The sequence below is a fragment of the Emticicia aquatica genome (assembly GCF_923079645.1).
Lineage (GTDB): Bacteria > Bacteroidota > Bacteroidia > Cytophagales > Spirosomataceae > Emticicia > Emticicia aquatica.
The window spans coordinates 1159766-1181861 of record NZ_CAKLPY010000001.1 but is presented as its reverse complement, the minus strand read 5'-3'; the positions used below and the strand labels follow the sequence as shown (position 1 = coordinate 1181861).

18 protein-coding genes, 1 other RNA gene and 1 riboswitch are annotated in these 22096 nt (G+C 32.5%); of the genes, 10 read left to right on the top strand and 9 right to left on the bottom strand.

Annotation, left to right across the window (positions count from 1 at the left end; translation table 11 throughout):
- Positions 1-163: 163 nt before the first annotated feature.
- Positions 164-973 (top strand): 2,3,4,5-tetrahydropyridine-2,6-dicarboxylate N-succinyltransferase, encoded by an 810-nt coding sequence (locus MJQ71_RS05210; protein WP_238805157.1) that lies wholly within the window; start codon positions 164-166, stop codon positions 971-973.
- A 110-nt stretch (positions 974-1083) separates the two neighbouring features.
- Here the strand turns inward: MJQ71_RS05210 and MJQ71_RS05205 are convergent, their stop codons facing one another.
- Entirely contained in the window at positions 1084-2379 is a 1296-nt protein-coding gene (locus MJQ71_RS05205) for a voltage-gated chloride channel family protein (protein ID WP_238805155.1), read from the bottom strand.
- An 818-nt stretch (positions 2380-3197) separates the two neighbouring features.
- Between MJQ71_RS05205 and MJQ71_RS05200 the strand changes: the two genes are divergently transcribed.
- The 5 genes from MJQ71_RS05200 to MJQ71_RS05180 all read left to right on the top strand — a co-directional run bounded on the left by MJQ71_RS05200 (position 3198) and on the right by MJQ71_RS05180 (position 9148).
- Complete coding sequence (locus tag MJQ71_RS05200) at positions 3198-3623, top strand: helix-turn-helix transcriptional regulator (RefSeq protein WP_238805152.1); 426 nt, start codon at positions 3198-3200, stop codon at positions 3621-3623.
- 116 nt (positions 3624-3739) lie between these two features.
- Positions 3740-4010, top strand: a riboswitch (cobalamin riboswitch).
- Positions 4011-4146: 136 nt separating this feature from the next.
- On the top strand, positions 4147-6201 hold the full coding sequence (locus MJQ71_RS05195; protein ID WP_238805150.1) for a TonB-dependent receptor: 2055 nt from the start codon (positions 4147-4149) through the stop codon (positions 6199-6201).
- 11 nt (positions 6202-6212) lie between these two features.
- The gene (locus MJQ71_RS05190) at positions 6213-7301 is read left to right on the top strand and encodes a YncE family protein (RefSeq protein WP_238805148.1); all 1089 of its coding nucleotides are present in this window, start codon (positions 6213-6215) and stop codon (positions 7299-7301) included.
- A 690-nt stretch (positions 7302-7991) separates the two neighbouring features.
- Positions 7992-8756, top strand: a complete 765-nt coding sequence (locus MJQ71_RS05185) for a ParA family protein (RefSeq protein WP_238805146.1) — start codon at positions 7992-7994, stop codon at positions 8754-8756.
- Between the two features lie 65 nt (positions 8757-8821).
- Positions 8822-9148, top strand: a complete 327-nt coding sequence (locus tag MJQ71_RS05180) for a hypothetical protein (RefSeq protein ID WP_238805144.1) — start codon at positions 8822-8824, stop codon at positions 9146-9148.
- Positions 9149-9712: 564 nt separating this feature from the next.
- Here the strand turns inward: MJQ71_RS05180 and MJQ71_RS05175 are convergent.
- Both MJQ71_RS05175 and gyrA read right to left on the bottom strand, forming a co-directional pair.
- Positions 9713-11173, bottom strand: coding sequence for a tetratricopeptide repeat protein (locus MJQ71_RS05175; protein ID WP_238805142.1), 1461 nt, complete (start codon positions 11171-11173; stop codon positions 9713-9715).
- Between the two features lie 219 nt (positions 11174-11392).
- Positions 11393-14074: a DNA gyrase subunit A gene (gene gyrA / locus MJQ71_RS05170; protein ID WP_290370160.1), complete on the bottom strand. Its 2682-nt coding sequence runs from the start codon at positions 14072-14074 to the stop codon at positions 11393-11395.
- Between the two features lie 392 nt (positions 14075-14466).
- Here gyrA and bla point away from each other — a divergent pair, with 392 nt between their 5' ends.
- The 4 genes from bla to MJQ71_RS05150 are packed head-to-tail and all read left to right on the top strand — an operon-like array spanning position 14467 to position 17007.
- Positions 14467-15225: a subclass B1 metallo-beta-lactamase gene (gene bla, locus MJQ71_RS05165; protein WP_238805140.1), complete on the top strand. Its 759-nt coding sequence runs from the start codon at positions 14467-14469 to the stop codon at positions 15223-15225.
- Positions 15226-15261: 36 nt separating this feature from the next.
- Positions 15262-15750, top strand: coding sequence for a GyrI-like domain-containing protein (locus tag MJQ71_RS05160; RefSeq protein ID WP_238805138.1), 489 nt, complete (start codon positions 15262-15264; stop codon positions 15748-15750).
- A 1-nt stretch (position 15751) separates the two neighbouring features.
- Entirely contained in the window at positions 15752-16174 is a 423-nt protein-coding gene (locus tag MJQ71_RS05155; protein ID WP_238805136.1) for a PH domain-containing protein, read from the top strand.
- Positions 16175-16206: 32 nt separating this feature from the next.
- Positions 16207-17007 (top strand): hypothetical protein, encoded by an 801-nt coding sequence (locus tag MJQ71_RS05150; protein ID WP_238805134.1) that lies wholly within the window; start codon positions 16207-16209, stop codon positions 17005-17007.
- Between the two features lie 25 nt (positions 17008-17032).
- Here the strand turns inward: MJQ71_RS05150 and trmD are convergent, their stop codons facing one another.
- From trmD to MJQ71_RS05120, 6 genes are all read right to left on the bottom strand, one after another.
- Positions 17033-17725, bottom strand: a complete 693-nt coding sequence (trmD, locus tag MJQ71_RS05145) for a tRNA (guanosine(37)-N1)-methyltransferase TrmD (RefSeq protein ID WP_238805132.1) — start codon at positions 17723-17725, stop codon at positions 17033-17035.
- 29 nt (positions 17726-17754) lie between these two features.
- Positions 17755-18318, bottom strand: a complete 564-nt coding sequence (gene rimM, locus MJQ71_RS05140; RefSeq protein ID WP_238805131.1) for a ribosome maturation factor RimM — start codon at positions 18316-18318, stop codon at positions 17755-17757.
- An 82-nt stretch (positions 18319-18400) separates the two neighbouring features.
- The gene (locus tag MJQ71_RS05135) at positions 18401-18940 is read right to left on the bottom strand and encodes a 30S ribosomal protein S16 (protein WP_238805129.1); all 540 of its coding nucleotides are present in this window, start codon (positions 18938-18940) and stop codon (positions 18401-18403) included.
- A 169-nt stretch (positions 18941-19109) separates the two neighbouring features.
- Positions 19110-19569, bottom strand: an RNA gene (gene rnpB / locus MJQ71_RS05130) — RNase P RNA component class A.
- Between the two features lie 77 nt (positions 19570-19646).
- On the bottom strand, positions 19647-21053 hold the full coding sequence (locus tag MJQ71_RS05125) for a DUF4403 family protein (RefSeq protein ID WP_238805127.1): 1407 nt from the start codon (positions 21051-21053) through the stop codon (positions 19647-19649).
- A 36-nt stretch (positions 21054-21089) separates the two neighbouring features.
- Positions 21090-22055, bottom strand: a complete 966-nt coding sequence (locus MJQ71_RS05120; protein WP_238805125.1) for a Smr/MutS family protein — start codon at positions 22053-22055, stop codon at positions 21090-21092.
- Positions 22056-22096 lie beyond the last annotated feature (41 nt).

Here is a 22096-nt window from a genome sequence, read left to right as displayed (position 1 = left end):
TTTTCTATAGTGAAAGTAAGTTATTACAAATATTCACATATAGAAGTAGGGTAGTTAAAAGTAAAAATCACCTTAAAATAGTCTTAAATTTTTATATTAAACTACTAACTATAAGCATTTTACAAATTTTTATTAAACTAAAAAATTACATTAAATTATTACTATGAATCAAAGGACTGTAATTGAAGAAGCATGGATTAACCGTGAGCTTTTAAACGAACAAAATACTCAAGCAGCTATAAGAGATATTATTGATTTGGTTGATAAAGGTTTGCTAAGAGCAGCAGAACCTACTAATGATGGAAATTGGATTACTAATGAATGGGTAAAAAAAGCTATTATACTTTATTTCCCGATTCAACAAATGAAGATTCAAGAAGTAGGTATCTTTGAGTATCATGATAAAATGAAACTTAAAACTGGTTATGAAACTCTTGGTGTAAGAGTTGTACCACCAGCTGTTGCGAGATATGGTGCTTATTTGGCAAAAGGTGTAATTATGATGCCTTCCTATGTAAATATTGGGGCTTATGTTGATAGCGGAACAATGGTTGATACTTGGGCTACTGTTGGAAGTTGTGCTCAAATTGGTAAGGATGTTCATCTAAGTGGTGGAGTTGGTATTGGTGGAGTTTTAGAACCATTACAAGCATCACCAGTAATTATTGAAGATGGAGTATTTATAGGATCTCGTTGTATTGTTGTTGAAGGGGCTAGGGTTGGAAAAAGGGCTGTTTTAGGTGCTGGAGTTACAATTACAGGAAGTTCTAAAATAATTGATGTAAATACTGGAACTGAGTACATTGGTTATGTTCCAGAAAATTCAGTTGTTATTCCAGGTATGCTACCTAAAAAATACCCTGCAGGAGAATTTGCAGTACCTTGTGCATTAATCATAGGACAAAGAAAAGCAAGTACAGATTTAAAAACATCGTTGAATGAAGCTTTAAGAGACAATAATGTTTCAGTCTAAATATACGTAAATTCTAAAAAAAGCCTTTATAAACTAATATTTATAAGGGCTTTTTTGGGATATTATCCTCAACTTCACAGGTATTTTTATCATTTATCCTCCACAATATTCTATTTTAAAATATTCGCTTTTGAGACCGCAATTTTTTGCGAATGATAAATACCCTTATGACCACTAAAATAATACGCTACGAAGCACGCAATTGCGTAATAGGGCATATATTCAGACCCAAATAATTCTATACCCATAATAAAACTAGCAATGGGTGTGTTTGTTGCAGCAGCAAATACAGCTATGAAACCTAACCCTGCAAATAAATCAATTGGTCCTCCACAAATACTAGCAAATGTATTTCCAAATGCAGCACCGATAAAAAATAAAGGAGTAACTTCTCCTCCTTTATAGCCCATACTTAGTGTTATAACCGTTAATAATAACTTCCAAAACCAACTAAAATAATTAACTCCGCCTTGTTTAAAAGCCGAAACTATACTTATACCATCCGTATTGATAGATTTTACACCTATACCCAGATAATCAAGTGTTCCCAATAAATAACTTATTGATATTACTAATATGCCTCCAGTCAGAGCAATTATCAATTTATTTTTTAAATATAGAGTAGCCGTTTTCTTAATAAAATCTGATAATTGAACAAAAAGAATTGAAATTAATCCAAACAAAACTCCTGCACTAGCAACTGTAAACATCAACTTAACATCAATATCTATATTTGGAAGAATCGTAGTAATAGTTGTTACAGAATCAATATGGTATTTTGTATGCTCAATACCGCACAAACTACAAGTAACATCGGCAATAATACTAGCCATAAGGCAAGGTAACAATGCATTATATTTCATCCTACCGATAGCCAACACTTCAAGTGCAAAAATAGCACCTGAGACAGGTGTTCCAAAAACAGCTCCAAATCCTGCAGCAATTCCTGTCATTAAAATAAAAGTATTATCTTCTTGATTCAAATTAAATACCTTGCTAAAGAATGCTGAAATACTACCTCCAACCTGCACTGCTGTTCCTTCTCTACCAGCAGAACCACCAAATAGGTGTGTTACTACCGTTGTAAATATAATTAATGGAGTCATCCTTAAAGGAACACCATTATTGTCATTCAAATGAATTTGGTCGATTATTAAATTATTACCCAGTTCAGTTCCTTTACCAAAATATTTATAAAGGACAGTAATGAATACACCTGCCAATGGAAGCAAAAATATTATCCAAGAAAATTGCCATCTTATTTCAGTAGCAAGGTCTAGTGTCCACAGAAATAAAGCAACCAGCAAGCCAGTTATAACTGCTACCGGCAATACTAGCAATAGCCATCTAACTAGATGTTTCGTAATTTGCCATTGTTCCTTGAGGATAAATTCTTTATTCTTCATTACTTTGTATCTTTTTTTTGCGGATGCGAAGGTTATTTTAAAATAATTATTGCGAATGTGATAAAAAACAACTTCTGAAATAGTCGATTTGCGAATATGTTTTTTATAATGAGAATCAAATATTTTATTTTTTAAGATAAATCACTAAATAAAATCAATTCTCAAGTATCAGTAAATCTCCAAAATTAGAAGACAATTTGTAGAAAACCAATATCAGTTATGGCTAAAAGCTTCTAAAAACAAAAAACTCCAACCTTAGAAAGATTAGAGTTTAAGACGATTGAATCCCAAATTGAGGTTTTATTACCTCCAATGTAAACCTTTACTTAAAATTTTCTTAAAATCCATACAAAAAATGGAAAGCACGTGAGTCTGATTTTTTCTTATAAAATGGAAAGCACTATTATTCTGAATTATTCTTTTGTTTACAAAAATAACAATACCAATTTAATTATGCAAGTTTTTAGGAAAAATATTTACTATTGTAAAACACCCATAAATCTCTCAAAATCATTTTAAATAAGTAAAACTGTATCTATCCGAACAAAATGATATGTTTTAGATAAAACAACAGGCAAAGCTTATTTATTTCAACATTTTCTATTTATTAACCCATAAATAATTGATAATCAGGCTATTAATAATTGTAAATAGTTTGCAAATAAGCATTATTTACAATGATAAAAATAAATTTACAAAAGTATTTGGTTTTCATTGTTAAACTATTTATTTTTGTAAAGAAGTCAGTTTACCCATGTAATCAATACATTTGTAATTACTTTTTACTATTGACATCTGTAATTTAACCTTGTAATCAAATGAACCTCAACGAAAAGATAAGACGTTTCATTAGTGAAAAAGATTTAACCTCAACTAAATTTGCTGATGAGATTGGAGTACCTCGTCCGAGCATTTCTCACATTTTATCCGACCGAAATAAGCCAAGTTTGGAAATTGTACAAAAAATGTACCGTAGATACCCGGAATTAGGCTTCAATTGGTTTTTAGAAGAAGAAGATATTGCCGTAAAAAATGCTATTCAAACTGTTAATAATCAAACAGTTACAGCTATTAAACGACCTGAGTATTCTCCACGAGAATCGAATGAAAGAAAATCACCCGAACTAAATGCAACACAACAAAATCTAAATCCAGCCATTTTGTCAAGTTTCAATCACGGAAGCATTGCAAGAATAATGGTTGTGTTTACCGATGGGACTATTCAAGAATTTAAGACGAATTAATTGTCTATAAATTTTCTGAGATTCATTTCAATTTATTTAGAACAGCCAATGCATTTTTTGCTTGGCTGTTTTTTTTATCCTCCACTGATAATTTTTTGTTATAAAAGTATTTTCATACATTTGTCATGAATTATGGTGCTATCGGTTTAAAACTTCATTTATACTTTTAGCTTAATAGGGAATCTCGTAAAGCAATTTTTTTTGCCCTAATCGAGAACTGTCCCCGCAACTGTAAGTCTTATCCAAATAATTTTATTAAAGATTAGATGGAAACTGATTGCTCAATTCTAGGCATACTTAGCTTTACCACTGCTTAAATTTTACGAGCGGGAAGGTGTTGTAATCAGTGAGACAAGTCAGGAGACCTGCCTTAATTTATGTGTTTTGCTTGCTTTCGGATGGAAGAGCAGCGATACGAATTATTAAAAATCAATTCTTTTAGTCGTTAGACAGAGCTTTCAATTCTTCCTAGAAGTCATTGGAATGACCTTGTTTTTTTCAATGAAAATTGACCAATTACACTATGCAAAATCCTGATAACGTTGCCATGCAACGGATCAAAAAGTCACAAAATAGTCCTCCTTTTGCTAAAAAGCTAGCTCTTGTAGGATGCTTTTTAAGTTTGCCTTTGCTTACTTTTTGCCAAGAAAAAACAATAATTGATTGTAAAGATTGTAAAACCCTCAACGAAGTCAAGGTATTCGGTTTTTCACCCGAACGATTCATGTCTGGATTGAAGGTTCAACGGATAGATTCAATAAATTTAGCCCGTTTTCAGTACCAAAACCTATCAGATTTTCTTCAATTTCAAACCCCAATTGCTCTCAAATCTTATGGTTCTGGTCAGCTAACAACAATTTCATTCAGGGGTACTTCTGCTAACCATACAGCTGTTCTTTGGAATGGCTTAAATATTAATTCACCCACAGTTGGATTAACAGATTTTTCTACAATTCCACTTTTGGGGTTTGACCAAATGGCTATTCAATATGGTTCTTCAGCTAGCTGCGTTGGAAGCGACGCTGTTGGTGGTAGCATTTTGCTGAGTTCAGTCCCAAATTTGACAAACAAAGGCTCAAATGTGGTCTTTGGTGGACAATATGGGAGTTTCCGAAGTGGTAATGTCAATGCAGGAATCAGATTTCACAAAGCATTAAAAAAAGGAATTTTAAGTGGTAAAACCTTATTTTACGGTGGAACAAACAGAAATTATTTTGGTTATTATCCAGCTTTAAATGTCGTTAAAACTGACAGAAATGGGAGAGAATATGCTATTGAACCATCTCAAACAATACAAAAAGGATTTGTTCAAGACTTATATTTCAAGCTGAATACACAATCTAAAGCAAATTATCAATTAGTTTATTTGAACATCTGGTTGACTGATAATAAACTTACCATTCAACCAACAATTCCTGATTTTCGAGAAGTTACTCAAACACAAGCTTATCGCCTTATTGCTGGTATTCAAATCGAAAATACTTCCTTAAAACTTGGCTTTATTCGTGATATTTTAGATTATGGTAAGGGTAATTTTATCAATTCTAGCAACGCGTCCACAGATAGAATAATAGTAAGAACTGAACATGATTTTTTCACTAACAAAAACAAAGCTAATACAACTCTACGAATTGGAGGCGAATTAATTCATTATGCAACAAAGGTTGATGGGTATGGTAATAATTTAATTCAGGAAAATAGAGGCGACTTGTATGCACTTATCAGAAAATCATTCGGATGGAATGGTAATGCGAATAGAATAAGTACATCGCTTAATCTACGTCAAGCATTTTCAACACTTTACAAAGCTCCTTTTACTCCAGCAATTGGTTTTGATTATAATCTCATAACTAATAAAACAAGCCAATTAATACTTACTTCAAACGTATCTCGTAGTTATCGATTACCAACGCTGAACGAACGTTATTGGCTAGTATTGGGCAATCCCAATATTCAACCAGAAAATGGGTTAAATAAAGAAATTGGCTTAGAATACAAGTATCAGCATGGGCAGTTTTATAAATCATCCATTGCTTTAAATGGCTTTCATAATCTGATTGATAATTGGACTTATTGGAATCCAGAACGAAATTATAGGGTTGAAAACCTTCAACAAGTTTTATCAAAAGGCCTTGAACTGACTTCATATCTAAAATTCAATGATTTTCTCACACAACAAATGGCTGGAATTCTGTTTTCGTATTCGCTTACGCATGCTTCACAGCAAAAGGTTTATGATATTTACGCACATGATTTTATCGGAAAGCAATTAATTTATGTTCCTCGTCATGCCATTTCAGCAAATCTGTACTACAGAAAAAAACGTTGGAATGTTGGGCTGCAAAGTAGCTATAATTCTGCCAGATTTATCACTTTCGACCATTCAGGCCAGCCTTTCCCGCCTTATTTAATCATCAACTCAACTTTTTCTCGTAAAATCAATTTTGCACACAATGAAGTGAACCTCACTTTCCAAGCAAATAACTTAACTAATACCACATATCCAAATGTAAAGAAAAATGCTATGCCTGGCATCAATTTTCACCTCGCACTTTTAATAAATTTTACAAATAATTAACTTCAAAATCAATGTTAAAAAAAACATTTCTTAGTCGCACATTCATTCTCTCAGGAGTTATCGCTTTTGCCATTATTAATAGCTCTTGCGAGAAAACAGAAACAATTTCTACCCAGCCTTATGATGATGGTGTTTTCGTTATTAATGCTGGTAATTTCTTTGACAATAATGGCTCACTTTCAATGATAGCTCGAAATAGTCAAACAGTTTCTTTTGATATTTTCCTGAAAGAAAATAATCGTTCATTATCAGGTGGCATAACCGATTATTCGGAAGTAGATCAAAAGGGTATTATTTTAGTTGATAACTCGACAGATGGTAAAGATGCCATTGAAATTGTAGATGCTCATACGTTTAAATCAATTGCTTCAATAAAGGGCGAAGTTGATAATCCTAGAAAAATAATTAAAGCAGCTGCAAACAAAGCATACATTACTTGTTGGGATACTTTCAATGCAGACTATTCATATAAAATGGGCTTTGTTGCTGTGCTTGATTTGACAACTAATAAAATCATAAAAAAGATTCCTGTTGATAAAGGAGCCGAAAGTATTATTGTGATTGGGAGCAATGCTTTCGTTGGAAATGTTGGTAGCCAAAAAAATATCAAAGTAATTGATACTCAAAAAGACGAAGTGGTTTCCAGTATAGAAGTTGGAGAGAATCCAAGTGATTTTGTTTTGGATGCCTCAAATAAAATTTGGATGATTGCTGCGAATGAGATTGTTTTATTTAATCCATTAACCAAAACTATTGACACAAAATTTAAAGCTGGAATGAATGAAAAAAAATCTCCAAGTAATTTATGTATCAGTAAGGATAAGAAAGCTCTTTTTTTTAACTACAATTTTTACGATGCCACTGATGGTTATAAATTAAAAGGAGAGATAAATACAATTGATATTTCAACTGGGGCTTCAAAAGTTTTTATCAATCGAACTTTTACGAGCGTTGCATTTGATTCTGAAAGTAATCAAATTTACACTAGCTTGATTCCATCTTACAAACAAGCCGGATATATTTTTAGATTTCAAAACTCAGGAGTTTTAATTGATTCTGTAAAAACAGAGATAGCACCAAGTGGTTTTTACTTTAAATAATTTCAGAAATATTTATAAAATATAAATTCATTGAAAAGGAGGAGAGCAATCTTTCTCCTTTTTTCTTTATAAATACTACTCACTTTACAAGTTATATTCCTCATTTTCTTCAAATCCAATCAAATGGATATTATAAATGTAATTTCACACCCAATCATTAAACCACCAATCAATTTTAAGGCACCAAATAGGCCATTTGAAAAGATTTAATATACAATATAAGTAAATTGGATATTTCACACAAAAAAAATGCCTTAAATCAAACCTATCAACAAATTTAATTTTAATTAGTAATATATTTAAAAAACTAATTATATATTTTATTATTATAATAAGTTTTAAAAGTATATAACTTTAAATACTTATTATAAGTTATTTTTTATATATTTTATTTATACATTATTTAATAATAATTATTATTATACTTTTATTAATATTTTATAATACTTATTTATATTAAATGTTTATAACATAAATTAATAATATTACAAAATATACTAATTTATATATATAATACATTTTATTTATATATAAAATAAACACATTATACATATTTTTATTTTTATTAAAAATATTAAATGTATATAAATAATAAAATTTAATATACTGTGGGTAAAATAAATCTTTTTAATATTGCTGATATGTTTTATTTACTCTATATTGCGAGTAAATATTATTCTTTTATATCAAATGATTATTAGCGTAGTTAACAACAAAGGGGGAGTAGGAAAAACCACTTCAACCCAGAATTTGGGTGCGGCCTTTCAAAGATTTGCAGATGCCCGAGTTTTGTTCATTGACCTCGATGGGCAAGCGAGTCTTACTCGATGCTTTGGAGTTCAAGAGTCTCAGGTCGGACAAAATCATGTCGGCAATTATCTTACAGGAGAAATTCCTTTTGAGAAAGTTGTTATCAATACTTCCATTGGAGATTTACTTCCAAGCTCGGCAGAGCTCAATGCAAAAGAAGATTCGATAAAAGCCTCACCTGTATTCCCATTTAATTTAAAACTCTTAATGGACAAGGTTAAGAAAAATTATGATTTCATTATGATTGATTGTCCACCAACATTATCAGGCATGACCCGTATTGCACTAATTGCATGTGACATGTATTTGGTACCATTACAAGCCGAGTTTCTTAGTTATGAAGGATTAAGAAATTTTTTGGTCTATTCTTCAGAATTACAACAAATTAGTCCACAAACTCATTTGGGTGGAGTATTTGCAACAAGATACAATCCTAAAATTAATAAAAAACTAAGCAATGATTTAGTAGAAGCAACAAAGCAACAATTGGGTGATAAGTTTTTTAAAACAACTATTCGAGACAATATTGCGATTTCGGAGGCACAAGCTAATGGTCAAGATATTTTCACATACTCACCTGATAGCAATGGGGCAATGGATTACTATAACTTAACAAAAGAGATTTTGGAAAGTATTAAGAAATAAGCAATACAATTTTGAAATTATCAATAATGGAAAATTTAAAAATTCCATTTTTAACATAAACCAAAATGGCAAAAAATAAAAATTTCACATTTGAGAGTTTAGTTCCTACAGGGAAATCTGCGGAAGTGGCCGCGTTAACTCAAAGCAATGCAGTATTGAATGCTATTCAAGAAACAGGTCCTTCAACAAAAGTCACATTTGATTGCCCTAATGAATTAGTTGAACAAATGAAAGATTATGGTTATTGGGAAGGCATGTCGCAAAAAGATATTATCATTGAAGCTTTAGGTGTATTTTTTGAAGACAAGAAAATTAGAGAGCGTCCAGAGAAAGTTAAAATGCGTAAGAAAGTAGGTCGTAAACCAAAAGCTTTAAAGGCATTTATGAATTAAACTAAATAGGGGCTAATATTTTTACATAATTCACAAAAACTCCACGTGTTTTCCACAAATGTTCCACGTGGATATTTCTGTATTTCGTGACATTAATATACTAAACAGATTCATTTGAATCTATTTGATAATAGTTATCAACATTCAAATTTGTGATGATGTTAATTAATTTGAATTTATATAAATTAAATGACCGAATTTAGAAAAACCACTAATATTAACTTAAAATAAGGCTCGTGAGATTTCGATATTCGTGTACATAATTCCAAATATTTTTTTCTATTCAATTCTCAGGAGAGTCGTTTTGCATAGTTATAATTCATCAGAAGAAAAAGGAGAGTCTAATAAGTAAATATGAAGGTTGAAGTTATAAGAATACATAATTTAGTCTAAATAAATAGCATTAAATATGTGTTATATAATTTACATTATGTTAAATAGATTGGTTTAAATCCCCTATATTTTTTATAAATATTCATTCCCATTAATAAAAAAAACTCTACCAAATTATTTTGGTAGAGTTTTTTTTATTGAAACAATACAATGTATATACCTGATAATCAATTATTTACGCTTAGAACATTGTTCCAAAACACCTTGTAAATTGCTTAGGTTCGCATCTGTATCTTGGTCATCAGCTTTAAGAGATTTACATTTATCAAAATAAACCTTTGATTGTGTAAATGTTGCACAAACTTGCTCTTCGATAGCTTTTCCTTTCTCATTATATGTTTTCATATCCATTCTATCAACTGTTCCTTTAATAACAACAGCTGAATTAAAATAAAACACACCTAAGTTATAGTTTGCATCAAAGTTTGAAGGGTCAACTTCAAGAGCTTTTTTATAATTACTTACAGCTAAATCCTTTAATTCAGTTTCTTTAGCCTTCAAAGTTACTAATTCAGCTTCTTTAGTACTATTTTCTTGAATTGAAGTGTTTATTTTAGCAATTTTTTGTTTGTAAACATCAATTTCAGTATTTGCAGTAGCAATCATTTGATTTACAGAAGCGATACTAGATTTAATTGAAGTTGCACTTTTAGGCTCTTTTTTCAAACGGTCACCCAAACGTTTTAACTCTTCTTCTTGTGCCGACTTTCTTTGTTCAGCACCACTTAAATCTTTTTCATATTCTGCTTTATCTTTGAGTGTTCTTGTCATTTCGCTTTCGATTGGGCGAATTTTTCTTGCATATTCTTCAGCTCCATTTTCGTACAAAGTACCTAAATTTTTGATGTTTTCAGCTAAATTCTTGCTACTTTCAGGTGTATTTGGCGTATTAGCAATCAATTGTTTCATCATTTCAATTGCTTCATTCATCATTCCTCCACTCAAATACGCATTGATTAAAGAGCTTTGTAAATCCTTATCTTTTGGATTTACTTGGATACCTTTTTTCAAAATATCAACAGCTTTTTGAATTTCTTTGTCATTTTTATACAATTCTGACAAACCATAAAAAACTGCTATATCTTTTCCACCTTGATCAATAAATTTACCAAAAAATGCTTTGGCTTCTTCAAAGTTTTGTCCTTGTTGAGCTACAATACCTGCATACAGTGATGCAGTAGTATCTTTTGGGCTTGTTGAAGAAGCTAATTTGAATAGATTAAGTGCATTTTTAAAGTTTTTAAGGTTATAAAAACCAGCACCTTGTTGCATCAAAGAAGTATATAATTTAGAACTCGTACCGCTTGTTGCAGTCTCAATATCTTTAACACCCTTCCCTCCCGCAGCCTTATCAATTTCGATGGCTTTCTTATATGTATTATAAGCTTTTTCTGAGGCTAAAGAATCTTTACCACAAACACTAGCCATTTCTAAATAAGCATCTGCAAGTTTCACCCACGTGGCTGATTTAATACCTTTTTTTGCGTCTTGTGTCGCTTTTTCAGCTTTGGCTATATCATCAGCAGCCGTTTTACATTGGGCATCTTTAAGTTGAGCATCAAGAGCTGCATTCTGAGCAAAAACGCCTGTTGTAAAAACTGTCATTACAGACGCTAAAATGATTTTTTTCATTTGATAAATTCGGTTTTAGTGAAAAATTACTCTAATTAGGGTTTAGACACATTAATTACTCGAAAAGTAAAAATTTTCAAGCAATTAACAAAGGATTAACAATCCTGTTATTTGTAAAGAATTATAAGTGTTCTTTTTTATTTATTAAACGCTTTTTTCTAGTTTGATAATATTGAAAAAGGAGTCATTAAACAAAATGTATTAATGGCTCCTTGTCTCCTACTCTACTGTTGGTGTATCAGTTTCTGATATTTCTGTAGCTGAAGATTCGTCAATTACAGTTGTTGCATCTTCAGCAGTTGCTTCGATTTCTTCTTCATCTTCACGAATGATTCGAGTTACAGAGGCTATATCATCAGTATCACTCATACGGATAAGCTTTACACCTTGGGTATTTCTACCCATGACACGCAAATCTGCTACTTTGATACGAATGGCAACACCTTTTTTAGTGATAATCATCAAGTCATCTTCATCTGTAACTTCTTTGATGGCCACTAAACTACCTGTTTTATCGGTAATATTTAAAGTTTTTACGCCTTTTGCCCCACGAGATGTGATTCTATAATCTTCTACGTCAGAACGTTTTCCATAACCTTTATCCGAAACTACCAATAATTGTGTATCTTCTCTTGAAACGCAAACCATACCAATAACACGGTCGCCTTCTTCTAAATTAATACCTCTTACGCCTGTAGCTGTACGACCCATTGGACGCGTGCCTGATTCGTGGAAACGAACAACTTTACCATTTCTGGCTGCAATCACAATATTATTATCTCCGTTTGTAAGAGCTACATCCAATAAATTATCACCTTCGGCAATATTTATGGCAATAATACCGCCTTGACGTGGACGAGAATAAGCTTCTAAAAGCGTCTTTTTCACCGTTCCGTCTTCGGTACACATCACGATATAATTGTTGTTAATATAATCTTCATCAACAAGGGTTTTTACATTCAAAACAGCTTGAATTTTATCATCAGCCTCAATATTGATTAAGTTTTGAATGGCTCTTCCTTTAGAAGTTTTAGAACCTTCAGGAGCCTCAAAGACACGCATCCAGAATAATCGACCTTTTCTAGTGAAGAATAAAAGATAATTATGATTGGTTGCAGCAAAAAGATGTTCGGTATAATCTTCATCTTTAGTTTTTACACCACGTGAACCTGTACCTCCACGCCCTTGAGTTCGGTATTCTTGCAATGGCGTACGTTTGATATAACCTTGATGCGAAATTGTTACAAGCATTTCATCATCAGGAATCATATCTTCAATGCTAAATTCACCTGCTGCCATTTCTATTTTAGAACGTCTTGCATCACCATAACGAGCTTTCAATTCAGCCAATTCGTCTTTGATAATGCTACGTTTTCTTTCTTCCGATGCTAAAATAGACCTTAAATCGTCGATTAACGCTTTTATTTCATTGTATTCTCCGATTATCTTATCACGTTCTAGACCTGTTAGACGTTGCAAACGCATATCTAAAATCGCTTTTGCTTGAATTTCGCTTAAAATCACTCCATTTGCAGCATCATTATCGTAAGTTTCAGTGATTTGTAAACGTTGAAGTCCAGTAGTAAGGAATTCTTCTCTTTCCTTGTCTGTCATAAAATTGCCAGCAATCAAGGCTGCTTTCGCTTCATCAGCATCTTTCGACTTACGAATGAGTGAAATAACAGCATCTAGATAATCAAGGGCAATTAATAAACCAACTAAAATATGGGCTCTTTTTTGTGCTTCACGCAAGTCATATTGTGTACGACGAGTGATAATCTCCATTCTATGGTCAACATAGAAACGAATCATATCTTTAAGATTGACCGTTACAGGACGACCTTTCGATAAAGCAACATTATTGATACTGAATGACGACTGCAATTCAGTATATTTGAATAAGTTATTTAGAACTACATTCGGAACTGCATCTTTACGTAAATCATAAACGATACGCATTCCATCACGGTCCGATTCATCACGCATATCAGAAATTCCTTCGATTTTCTTTTCATTGATTAATGATGCTGTTTTTTCAATCATAGCAGCTTTATTAACCATATAAGGAATTTCAGTAACAACGATTTGGTCTTTCCCTGTTTTTGATACTTCAAAATTGGCAACTGCTCTCAACACTATTCGACCTCGACCAGTTTCAAAAGCTGATTTTACACCACTATAACCATAGATAATTGCACCTGTTGGAAAATCTGGGGCTTTGATATGCACCATTAATTCTTCAACAGTGATATCATTATTATCAACGTAAGCAGCAATTCCATCAACAACTTCGGAAAGATTATGTGGAGCCATATTTGTAGCCATACCAACCGCAATTCCAGACGAACCGTTGAGCAACAAATTGGGGATTTTACCAGGCATAACCGATGGTTCTTCTAGTGAATCATCAAAGTTAGGTTGAAAATCAACAGTTTCTTTATTAATATCTGCTAAAAGCTCCTCAGCAATTCGTTTCAAGCGTGCCTCTGTGTAACGCATTGCAGCAGGAGAATCACCATCAATCGAGCCAAAATTACCTTGACCATCAACGAGCATATAACGCAACGACCAAGGCTGTGCCATACGCACCATAGTGCCATAAACTGACGAGTCTCCATGTGGGTGAAACTTACCTAGCACCTCTCCTACAATACGAGCGGATTTTTTATAAGAACGGTTGTGATAGACTCCAAGCTCTGCCATACCGTAAAGTACACGACGGTGCACGGGTTTTAAACCATCACGAACATCGGGTAAAGCACGCGAGATGATAACAGACATTGAATAATCAATGTAAGCACCACGCATTTCGTCTTCGATGTTGATTGGGATAATTGTGCCGTTGTTGGAAGATAGCGAATCATCGCCCGTTGGAATTAAATTTTCTGTTTCCTCAGCCATTAGCCTTTAATTTTACTTAAATGAAGATAATTATATAACTTTTTTAGGTTTTTATTGTACTATTCTTGACAAATGATATACAAATTTACTATTTTTTTATTGATTTTGCAAGGAAAACGCATGGTTTGACTGGAAAAAACCACAGTTTATACTAAACAAACAATACTTTTTTACAATAAAATACTTACTATATATTATATAAGTATTAATTTAATTATATTTATAAAAAGTATTAATCAAATAAACTAGCCTACAATTAATATATTTAATAACTTTTTATAAATGACAGAATAAACATTGAAGATTTGAAGAGAATATTTAATTTTATCTGATTGAATTAATGAATAGAAATTATCAAATAAAAATTGACTTTAAAAATCTTACAATAATAAATGAAAGCAACTTTACATACTTTAATATTAGCGATATTCTCTATTTCGCATCTCAATTGTGGTTCTCAAACACAAGTAGCCTTTAAACCCAAAGAAGTTTACAAAACAAGTGATTTAATAGTAACGCAAATAGCTGAAAACTCTTTTGAACATACCTCTTTTAAACAAACGAATGATTTTGGGAATGTTCCTTGTAATGGCCTCATCGTAAGAAATTGCAATGAAGCTATTGTTTTCGACACACCAACTAACGATAAAAGTGCGGAAGAATTAATTAAATGGATAAATGATGCTCTTCACTGCAAAATAAATGCAGTTATTCCAACACATTTTCACGACGATTGTTTAGGAGGACTAAAAGCATTTGATGAAAAAGATATTCCCTCTTATGCAAATTCCAAAACAATAGACCTTGCAAAGGAAAATAATTTTGTTGCTCCAAGAAATGGCTTCAAGGATTCACTTATTTTAAAAGTTGGCAATGAAAATATTATTGCAAAGTTTTTCGGCGAAGGACACACGAAAGATAATATTGTTGGATATTTCCCAAGTGAAAACATTTTGTTTGGTGGTTGTTTGATAAAAGAAATAGATGCAGGCAAAGGTTATTTGGGTGATGCAAATCTTACGGATTGGTCAAAAACAGTTGAAAATATAAAAAAAGAGTACCCAAATATAAAAATTGTTGTTCCAGGACACGGCGAATTCGGAACTAATAAATTACTTGATTATACAATTAATTTATTCAAGGTTCGATAATTTTGCCCTTATTTCTCTATTTTGTTTAAAAGACTTATGACACCAAGAATTGAAATATCAAACGAAAAGAAATTAGTTGGAAAGCGAATAACGATGAGTTTTGCTAATTACAAAATTGGCGAACTATGGCAAACATTTTCACCAAAACGAAAAGAAATTACCAATAATATTTCAAAGGACCTAATTTCAATGGTTATTTACCAACCAAATCATTTTGTAGAATTTAAGCCAACCAACGAATTTGAAAGATGGGCAGCCGTTGAAGTTTCTAATTTTGAAAATTTGCCGACTGAAATGGAAACATTTGTTTTACCAAGCGGGCTTTATGCAGTTTTTGACTACAAAGGCTTACATACGGATAACTCTATTTTCCAATATATTTTTGGAAAATGGTTGCCGAACTCAACCTATGTTTTAGACAACCGACCACACTTTGAAATTTTGGGTGAAAAATACAAAAACAATGACCCTACTTCAGAAGAAGAAATATGGATTCCGATAAGATTAAATATTATTGAGGTTTAATATGACCAAAAAAGTGTATCAATCTAAAATAGGTATTGAATTGATAATTCCTGTGATTATTGTATTTGGTGGCATTTTATTAATAACTGTTAACAAAAAAACAACGTGGATTGAAATAGTAATTTTATTGCTAGTTATTTTTTTTATAATCCATTTGTTTGTGGCAACATACTATATAATTGAAGGAAATAAATTGACTATAAAATGTGGTTTTATATTTACCCAAACGATTGATATTTTAACAATAAAAAAAATATCAGAAACAAACAATCCTTTAAGTTCGCCAGCTACTTCGCTTGATAGACTTGAAATCGCATTTGGGAAATATGATTCTATACTCATATCACCAAAACACAAGCATGAATTTATTTCAGATATTACATCAATAAATTCAGATATAGAAGTATTATATAAAAAGGTTTAATGGACAAAATATATATTCCAAACAAAAAATTTATGAATATTTTCAAATTAGTATTTACCATCTCCTTTTTTATCTCTTCCATATCTTTGGCTCAAAATGTTGGCAGATGGAGAGCTGGTAGTGGAAACAAGTTAGAAGGAAAAGTTTATACACTTAGTTGTTTTATTTCTGGACCTGACGATGAATGGAGTTATGATGAAAAAACAGAAGTTTTAAAAAAATTAGACGAAGCTCATCAATGGTTAGTTAGTCAAGCAGCCAAATCTGGTGTTGCTTTGGCATTTGAGGGCGGTAATTTTGGGTTAAAAAAGGATATTAAATTAGAGCAAATTGAAAGAGGAACTGCTTCTGGTAACGAAAAAACAGATTTAGTTTCAGTTGTACTCAAACAAATTGGATATAAAAACCCACTTTCTTATTATGAATGGGTAAAAACAAATACAAAATGTAGAAACACACAGGTGATTATTTTCACTAAAGGGAAAGGAAACGGCTATGCAATGCCCTCAAGTACTGAAATGAATAAAGAATTATATTTTGTGGAAGGTGCAATTCTGTATGAGAAGTACTTAGATGGACAAGAATTAGTTCCTTCGTCAATTGCCCACGAAATATTACATATTTATGGTGCTTGGGATTTGTATAAGACTTTCGCACAAACTCAGGAAAGAGAGAACAGAGCCAGAAAATTATTCCCTAACTCTGTAATGCTTAGAACTTCTTATGATAGCAATGAATTAGAAGTAGATGAAGTGACGGCATGGCTCATCGGTTGGAACGATACACCAAAAGATTGGTATGAATGGTTTAGACCAAGCCGTACAGCAAAATGACTTGGTTTATCCAAGTCATTTTTGTTTAGACCAATAAATCTGGACGGCGTTCTAGCGTTCGCTTAATTGATTGTTCCATTCGCCAATCGTTTATTTTCTTTTCGTGACCAGAAAGTAATATTTCTGGCACTTTCCAACCCTCAAAATCTGCTGGACGAGTATAAACTGGCGGGGCTAATAAATTATCCTGAAAGGAATCTGTTAAAGCTGAAGTCTCGTCATTTAAAACACCTGGAATAAGGCGAATCAGGGCATCGCTCACAACTGCCGCAGGCAGTTCTCCACCCGACAAAACATAGTCCCCAATTGAGATTTCTTTTGTAATAAAATGCTCCCTCACACGTTCATCAATTCCTTTGTAATGTCCACACAAAATCAATAGATTTTTACTCATTGAAAGACGATTAGCCATTTTTTGCTGGAAGCGTTCGCCATCAGGAGTCATGTAAATTATTTCGTCATAAATCCTGATACTTTGTAAACTACGAATACAATTAGCAATTGTTTCAATTCCCAATACCATTCCAGCACCTCCACCAAAAGCATAATCATCAATTTGTTTTTGTTTTTGTTGTGAATAATCACGTAGGTCATGAATGACAACTTCTGCATGACCAGCCTCCTTTGCCCGCCTCAATATTGAGTGGTCAAAAAAACTATCAAGCAGCCTCGGTACGCAAGAAACAATATCAATTCTGAGGTCAAAAGTATTCTCCATATTCAGTTTTTGTGATGCTATTTTGAATGTTATAATTCTTCATCACTATCATTTGGCGTATCATCATCATCAGAAAGATAGATTTCTAATAAGCCTTCAGGTAGATTAGTATAAAGTTCTTCTTTTTCTCTATTAATTGTTTTTACAATTTCGTCACTCACAGGAATTAATATCTCATTATTTTGATAATTCATTGCTATTAAATCTTGAGCTTCGGAAGTATAAACGGCTGTTACTTTTCCCAGCTTACCTTGAACATCATCTACAATGTCAAAGCCAATTATTTCATGATAATAAAATTGGTCTTCGTCAAGTTCAGCTAAATTATCATTTGGTAGATACAAATCACAATTAACAATCTTTTGTGCTGCTTCAATGGTGTCGATGTCTTCAAACTTAATTATTGATTTATTAGCTCTAATTTGAATTTCCTCCACAAAATGCGGAATCAACTCTCCTTTGATATCTAATAAAATCGAATCTAATTCTTCATATTCTTCGGGGTAATCAACATCTAACCAGATAGCCAATTCACCTTTTAGTCCGTGAGTTTTAGTAAGTTTACCTACTAAATAACAATCATCTTTTGTCATAATTTTTGAATGATTTATTGAATCAAAGAAAAATCCCCGCTTTTGGGCGAGGATTTTTGTATAATGACTCTTATTGTCAGAATTAAGCTTCAGCCGCTGTTTCCTCTGTAGCTTCTGCTACTGGAGCGTCTTCTGCTTCTTCAGCAGCAACTTCTGCTTCCGCCTCAGCTATTGCTTTTTGTTGAGCAGCTTCCATATCAGCACGCTTTTTCTTTTCAGCATCGAAAGCTGCTTTTTTAGAAGCATCTTTGCTTTCTGTCAATTTAGCGATTTTGCTTTCTCTACTTGCTTCTTTTTCTTTTGACCAAGCCTCATAACGTGCATCAGCAACTTCTTGCGTAATTGCACCTTTAGCAACACCTACTTGCAAATGTTTTTTCAACAATACACCTCTTACCGACAAGATTTTTCTTGTTGTATCAGTTGGCTCTGCTCCTACCATTAACCAATAAACAGCTCTATCATCTTTCAATGAAATTCCTGCTGGAGTTGATTGTGGGTTATACTGACCTAATTTTTCGATGAATTTACCATCACGAGGTGAGCGAGCATCTGCTACTACGATGTCATAAATTGGTGCTTGCTTACGTCCTCTTCTTGCTAATCTGATTTTAACTGCCATTGTTCTTTTTGATTTAAAGGTGGGGAACTCGTCCCCGTTTTATCTTTTGGACTGCAAAGGTAGTACTATTGCATTGAAAATCAAACAATTAGAAGTTTTTTTATTGACCAAAAACTACTTAAACGAAATTTTGAAGATTTTTTTATCCAAAATTGGATATTTAAAAAAAAGAAAAAATAAGCCTATAAGCCGAATTCTGTTTAACTAGCAGTAAACTGTTAGTTAATCTTATCATTTATCTCGAACAAGTATCACTACTTGCCTCTATCAACCTACCCTCCGACTCGGACGAGCAACCCTTTTCAGTGAACAGTTATCAATTAACCTTTATGTACATCATTTCTGAATTACGACTAATTGATAACTGCTCACTGATACGTCGGTATATTTGGTCTTTCAGCTCATGAGGTTTACCATGCCTCTCGTGTCACCAATCGAGCGGTAGGCTCTTACCCTACCTTTTCACCTTTTCCACATTGCTGTGGTAGTTTATTTTCTGTTGCACTGGCTGTAAATAATCAGTCTCCCAATTATTTCCTACCCGTTAGGTAGCATGATGCTCTTTGCTGTTCGGACTTTCCTCAACCCAACTCCAAAGGAATTAAAATTGCGATAAGACGACTTATTTTTTCTTTCGCAAAGGTATAAAAAAACCTGTAAGGTCTTGAATACCCAACAAGTTTTATCTATTGCAAATAAAAAAATACTATAAACCATCTACTTTTACTTCTACTTTTCCTTTCGCCATCACAAGAGCAACAATACTCGTAGGTGTAAGATATACCTTATCAGGCTGAACACTATCTATTTTCCCTGATAACTTTACGCCTTTTTTATATTCAGAATTCATTGCGGTTTCTATATTTTGTTTGGCATAAGTGATGAGTTCATCCACGGGCAGACCATATTCATCTTCAATCATTTTCACTAATTTGCCCTCTAATAACCACGCTGCTGCTCTTGCTAATATATTTTTAGTTTTTATATCAAATTGAGAATTAGACAAAACTATTTTCTTTTTTTCTGGACTGTAAACTGGAATTCCTTTAATGAAAACAGTTCCTTTCAAACTTCCTTTTAAATCTGCTTTAATTACTAAAAACTCGTTGCTACCATAAATATCAATATCAATGATTTCAATTTTATATTTTCCTTCTTGAAATTCATATTTCTGCCCGATAAACATTTTTTTTGCAACAGAGGCAGCCTCAGTAAATAATACATCGCTCATCAATCCAACTTGAAAGTCATTAGGAATTGCTGAAACAATCTTCAAATTTGGAACAGAACTAACCGTAAAAGGCACAAATGGACGGTCGCCAGTGAGTGTTTCTGTATAAGCTTTGATTCCTAAAACTGACTTAATATTTCGCCCAATTGTTGTTAAAGGGGTCATAGAAATCTCTAAAGGAGTAATTTTCACCCAAGTATGATATTCTTCAGAAACTAAATAGGGCTGCATTGAAGCGTTCCAAGCTTGAATGACATAAGGCTTAATTGTCATATTTTTAGCAACGGCATCATCCAATGATTTGGCAAATTTAGTGTGATTATTATCAATTATTTTCCCTACAATAAAATCAAGAGGAACATCAAACCCAACATTAACTTTGGGTTTTGTAATCCACTCATATCCATTGGGTGTGGTGAAAGTTTGAACCGTCCAATCTGGTTTGATCGTAAATTTCGTGGAAAACTTTAAATTCATTTCAAATTCAATTGGAATATACCTCATTATTCCAAAAGCACCGATACCTTTTTCTGCCCAAACCTTCAATGGAACTGTAAAGTTAAAGACATCATTAGTTGCAGCGGTTATCAAAATATTAGATTTTTTCCAAACTTTACATTTGAAATTATCGTTGTTATCGTCTGTATAGCTGTTATCTTCAAATATCAGTCCTGAAACGGTCGTATTGATTTGCTTTTCAATATCACTCATGGCAATATCAAAAGGAATACTAATTGTAGAAGGTATTTTCTGCACAAGTACGGTATCTTGTAAATAATTTTCAACAGGGGCTTCAGGGTTTGATTTCTGCCCTAATACACTTATTGACTGAAAAAAAAAGGGCGTTACAGTTAAAGCAATAGCAAATAATTTACTTTTCATTTAAAAATAATTGTTTTACAAATAACTCTTCCAAACTCATTTTATTTTAATTCGAGTTGCTCCGTAGCCAAATTTTTCTTTTTGGGCATCTTGAAACCAAGCAACATTTTTATGTCCAGCTAATTTCTTTTGAATTTCTTGCTTTAAAACACCATTACCAACGCCATGAATAAAGACAATTTCATCCATTCCTGTAGCAATTGCACTCTCAAAATTACGTTCAAAAGTGCGTATTTGTAGTTCTAAAATTTGAGCGTTATTCATCATCAAAGCATTCGTACTTAATTGTTCGATGTGTAAATCAATTGTTGATGATGGTTTATCATACACTTTAGGAGCATTTTCTCCTGTTTTATTCTCCATCATCTTTTCTTTCAGCTCATTAGGATTGATAATAATGGGAGATTCTTCTCCATCTAATTGAAATAAGTAGCATTCTTTAGCTAGAATTGGTGCAATTTTCTTGTGATTAAAAAAAGTATTTGCCCTCAAACGCATCCTTTTAATAAAAATCGGGCGTTCAGTGAAGTAACCTAAATTATAATACAATGCTTGAAAAGTCAGGTTTCCCCAATCATCAAAATCCTTAAAGTCTAAATCAGTAGTGTATTTTTGAAAACTTCGAGCAGTAAGAAAGCCACCTATAAATCCACGGTGTGTTTTATCTGTTCCAGAAGTGATTGAAAATGGCAAATCCCAATCGCTATTATTAATAATATGTAGCGATACTAATTTATCATTTATTGGTAAAAAAGCCAAAAATATTCCTTTTTCAGCTTTTACCTCACCAAATTTTCGTGGTTGAATAACTGGATCTTGACTTACATTTTGTGGCTTAAAGGCCTTATCTTCTCCTTTTGAAACAACTGCAAGCTCTCTTCTTAAAACGGGCAATTTAAAACCTGCCTCTATTTCTACTTCAACAACATCATTCTTCAAAAATTTTGTAACAATTCCTTCTTCTTTCGAGTGTATGAGTCTTACTTTATCGCCTATATTCATTTGCAATCCCTCAATTTTATATTATTAATAATTAGTATCAC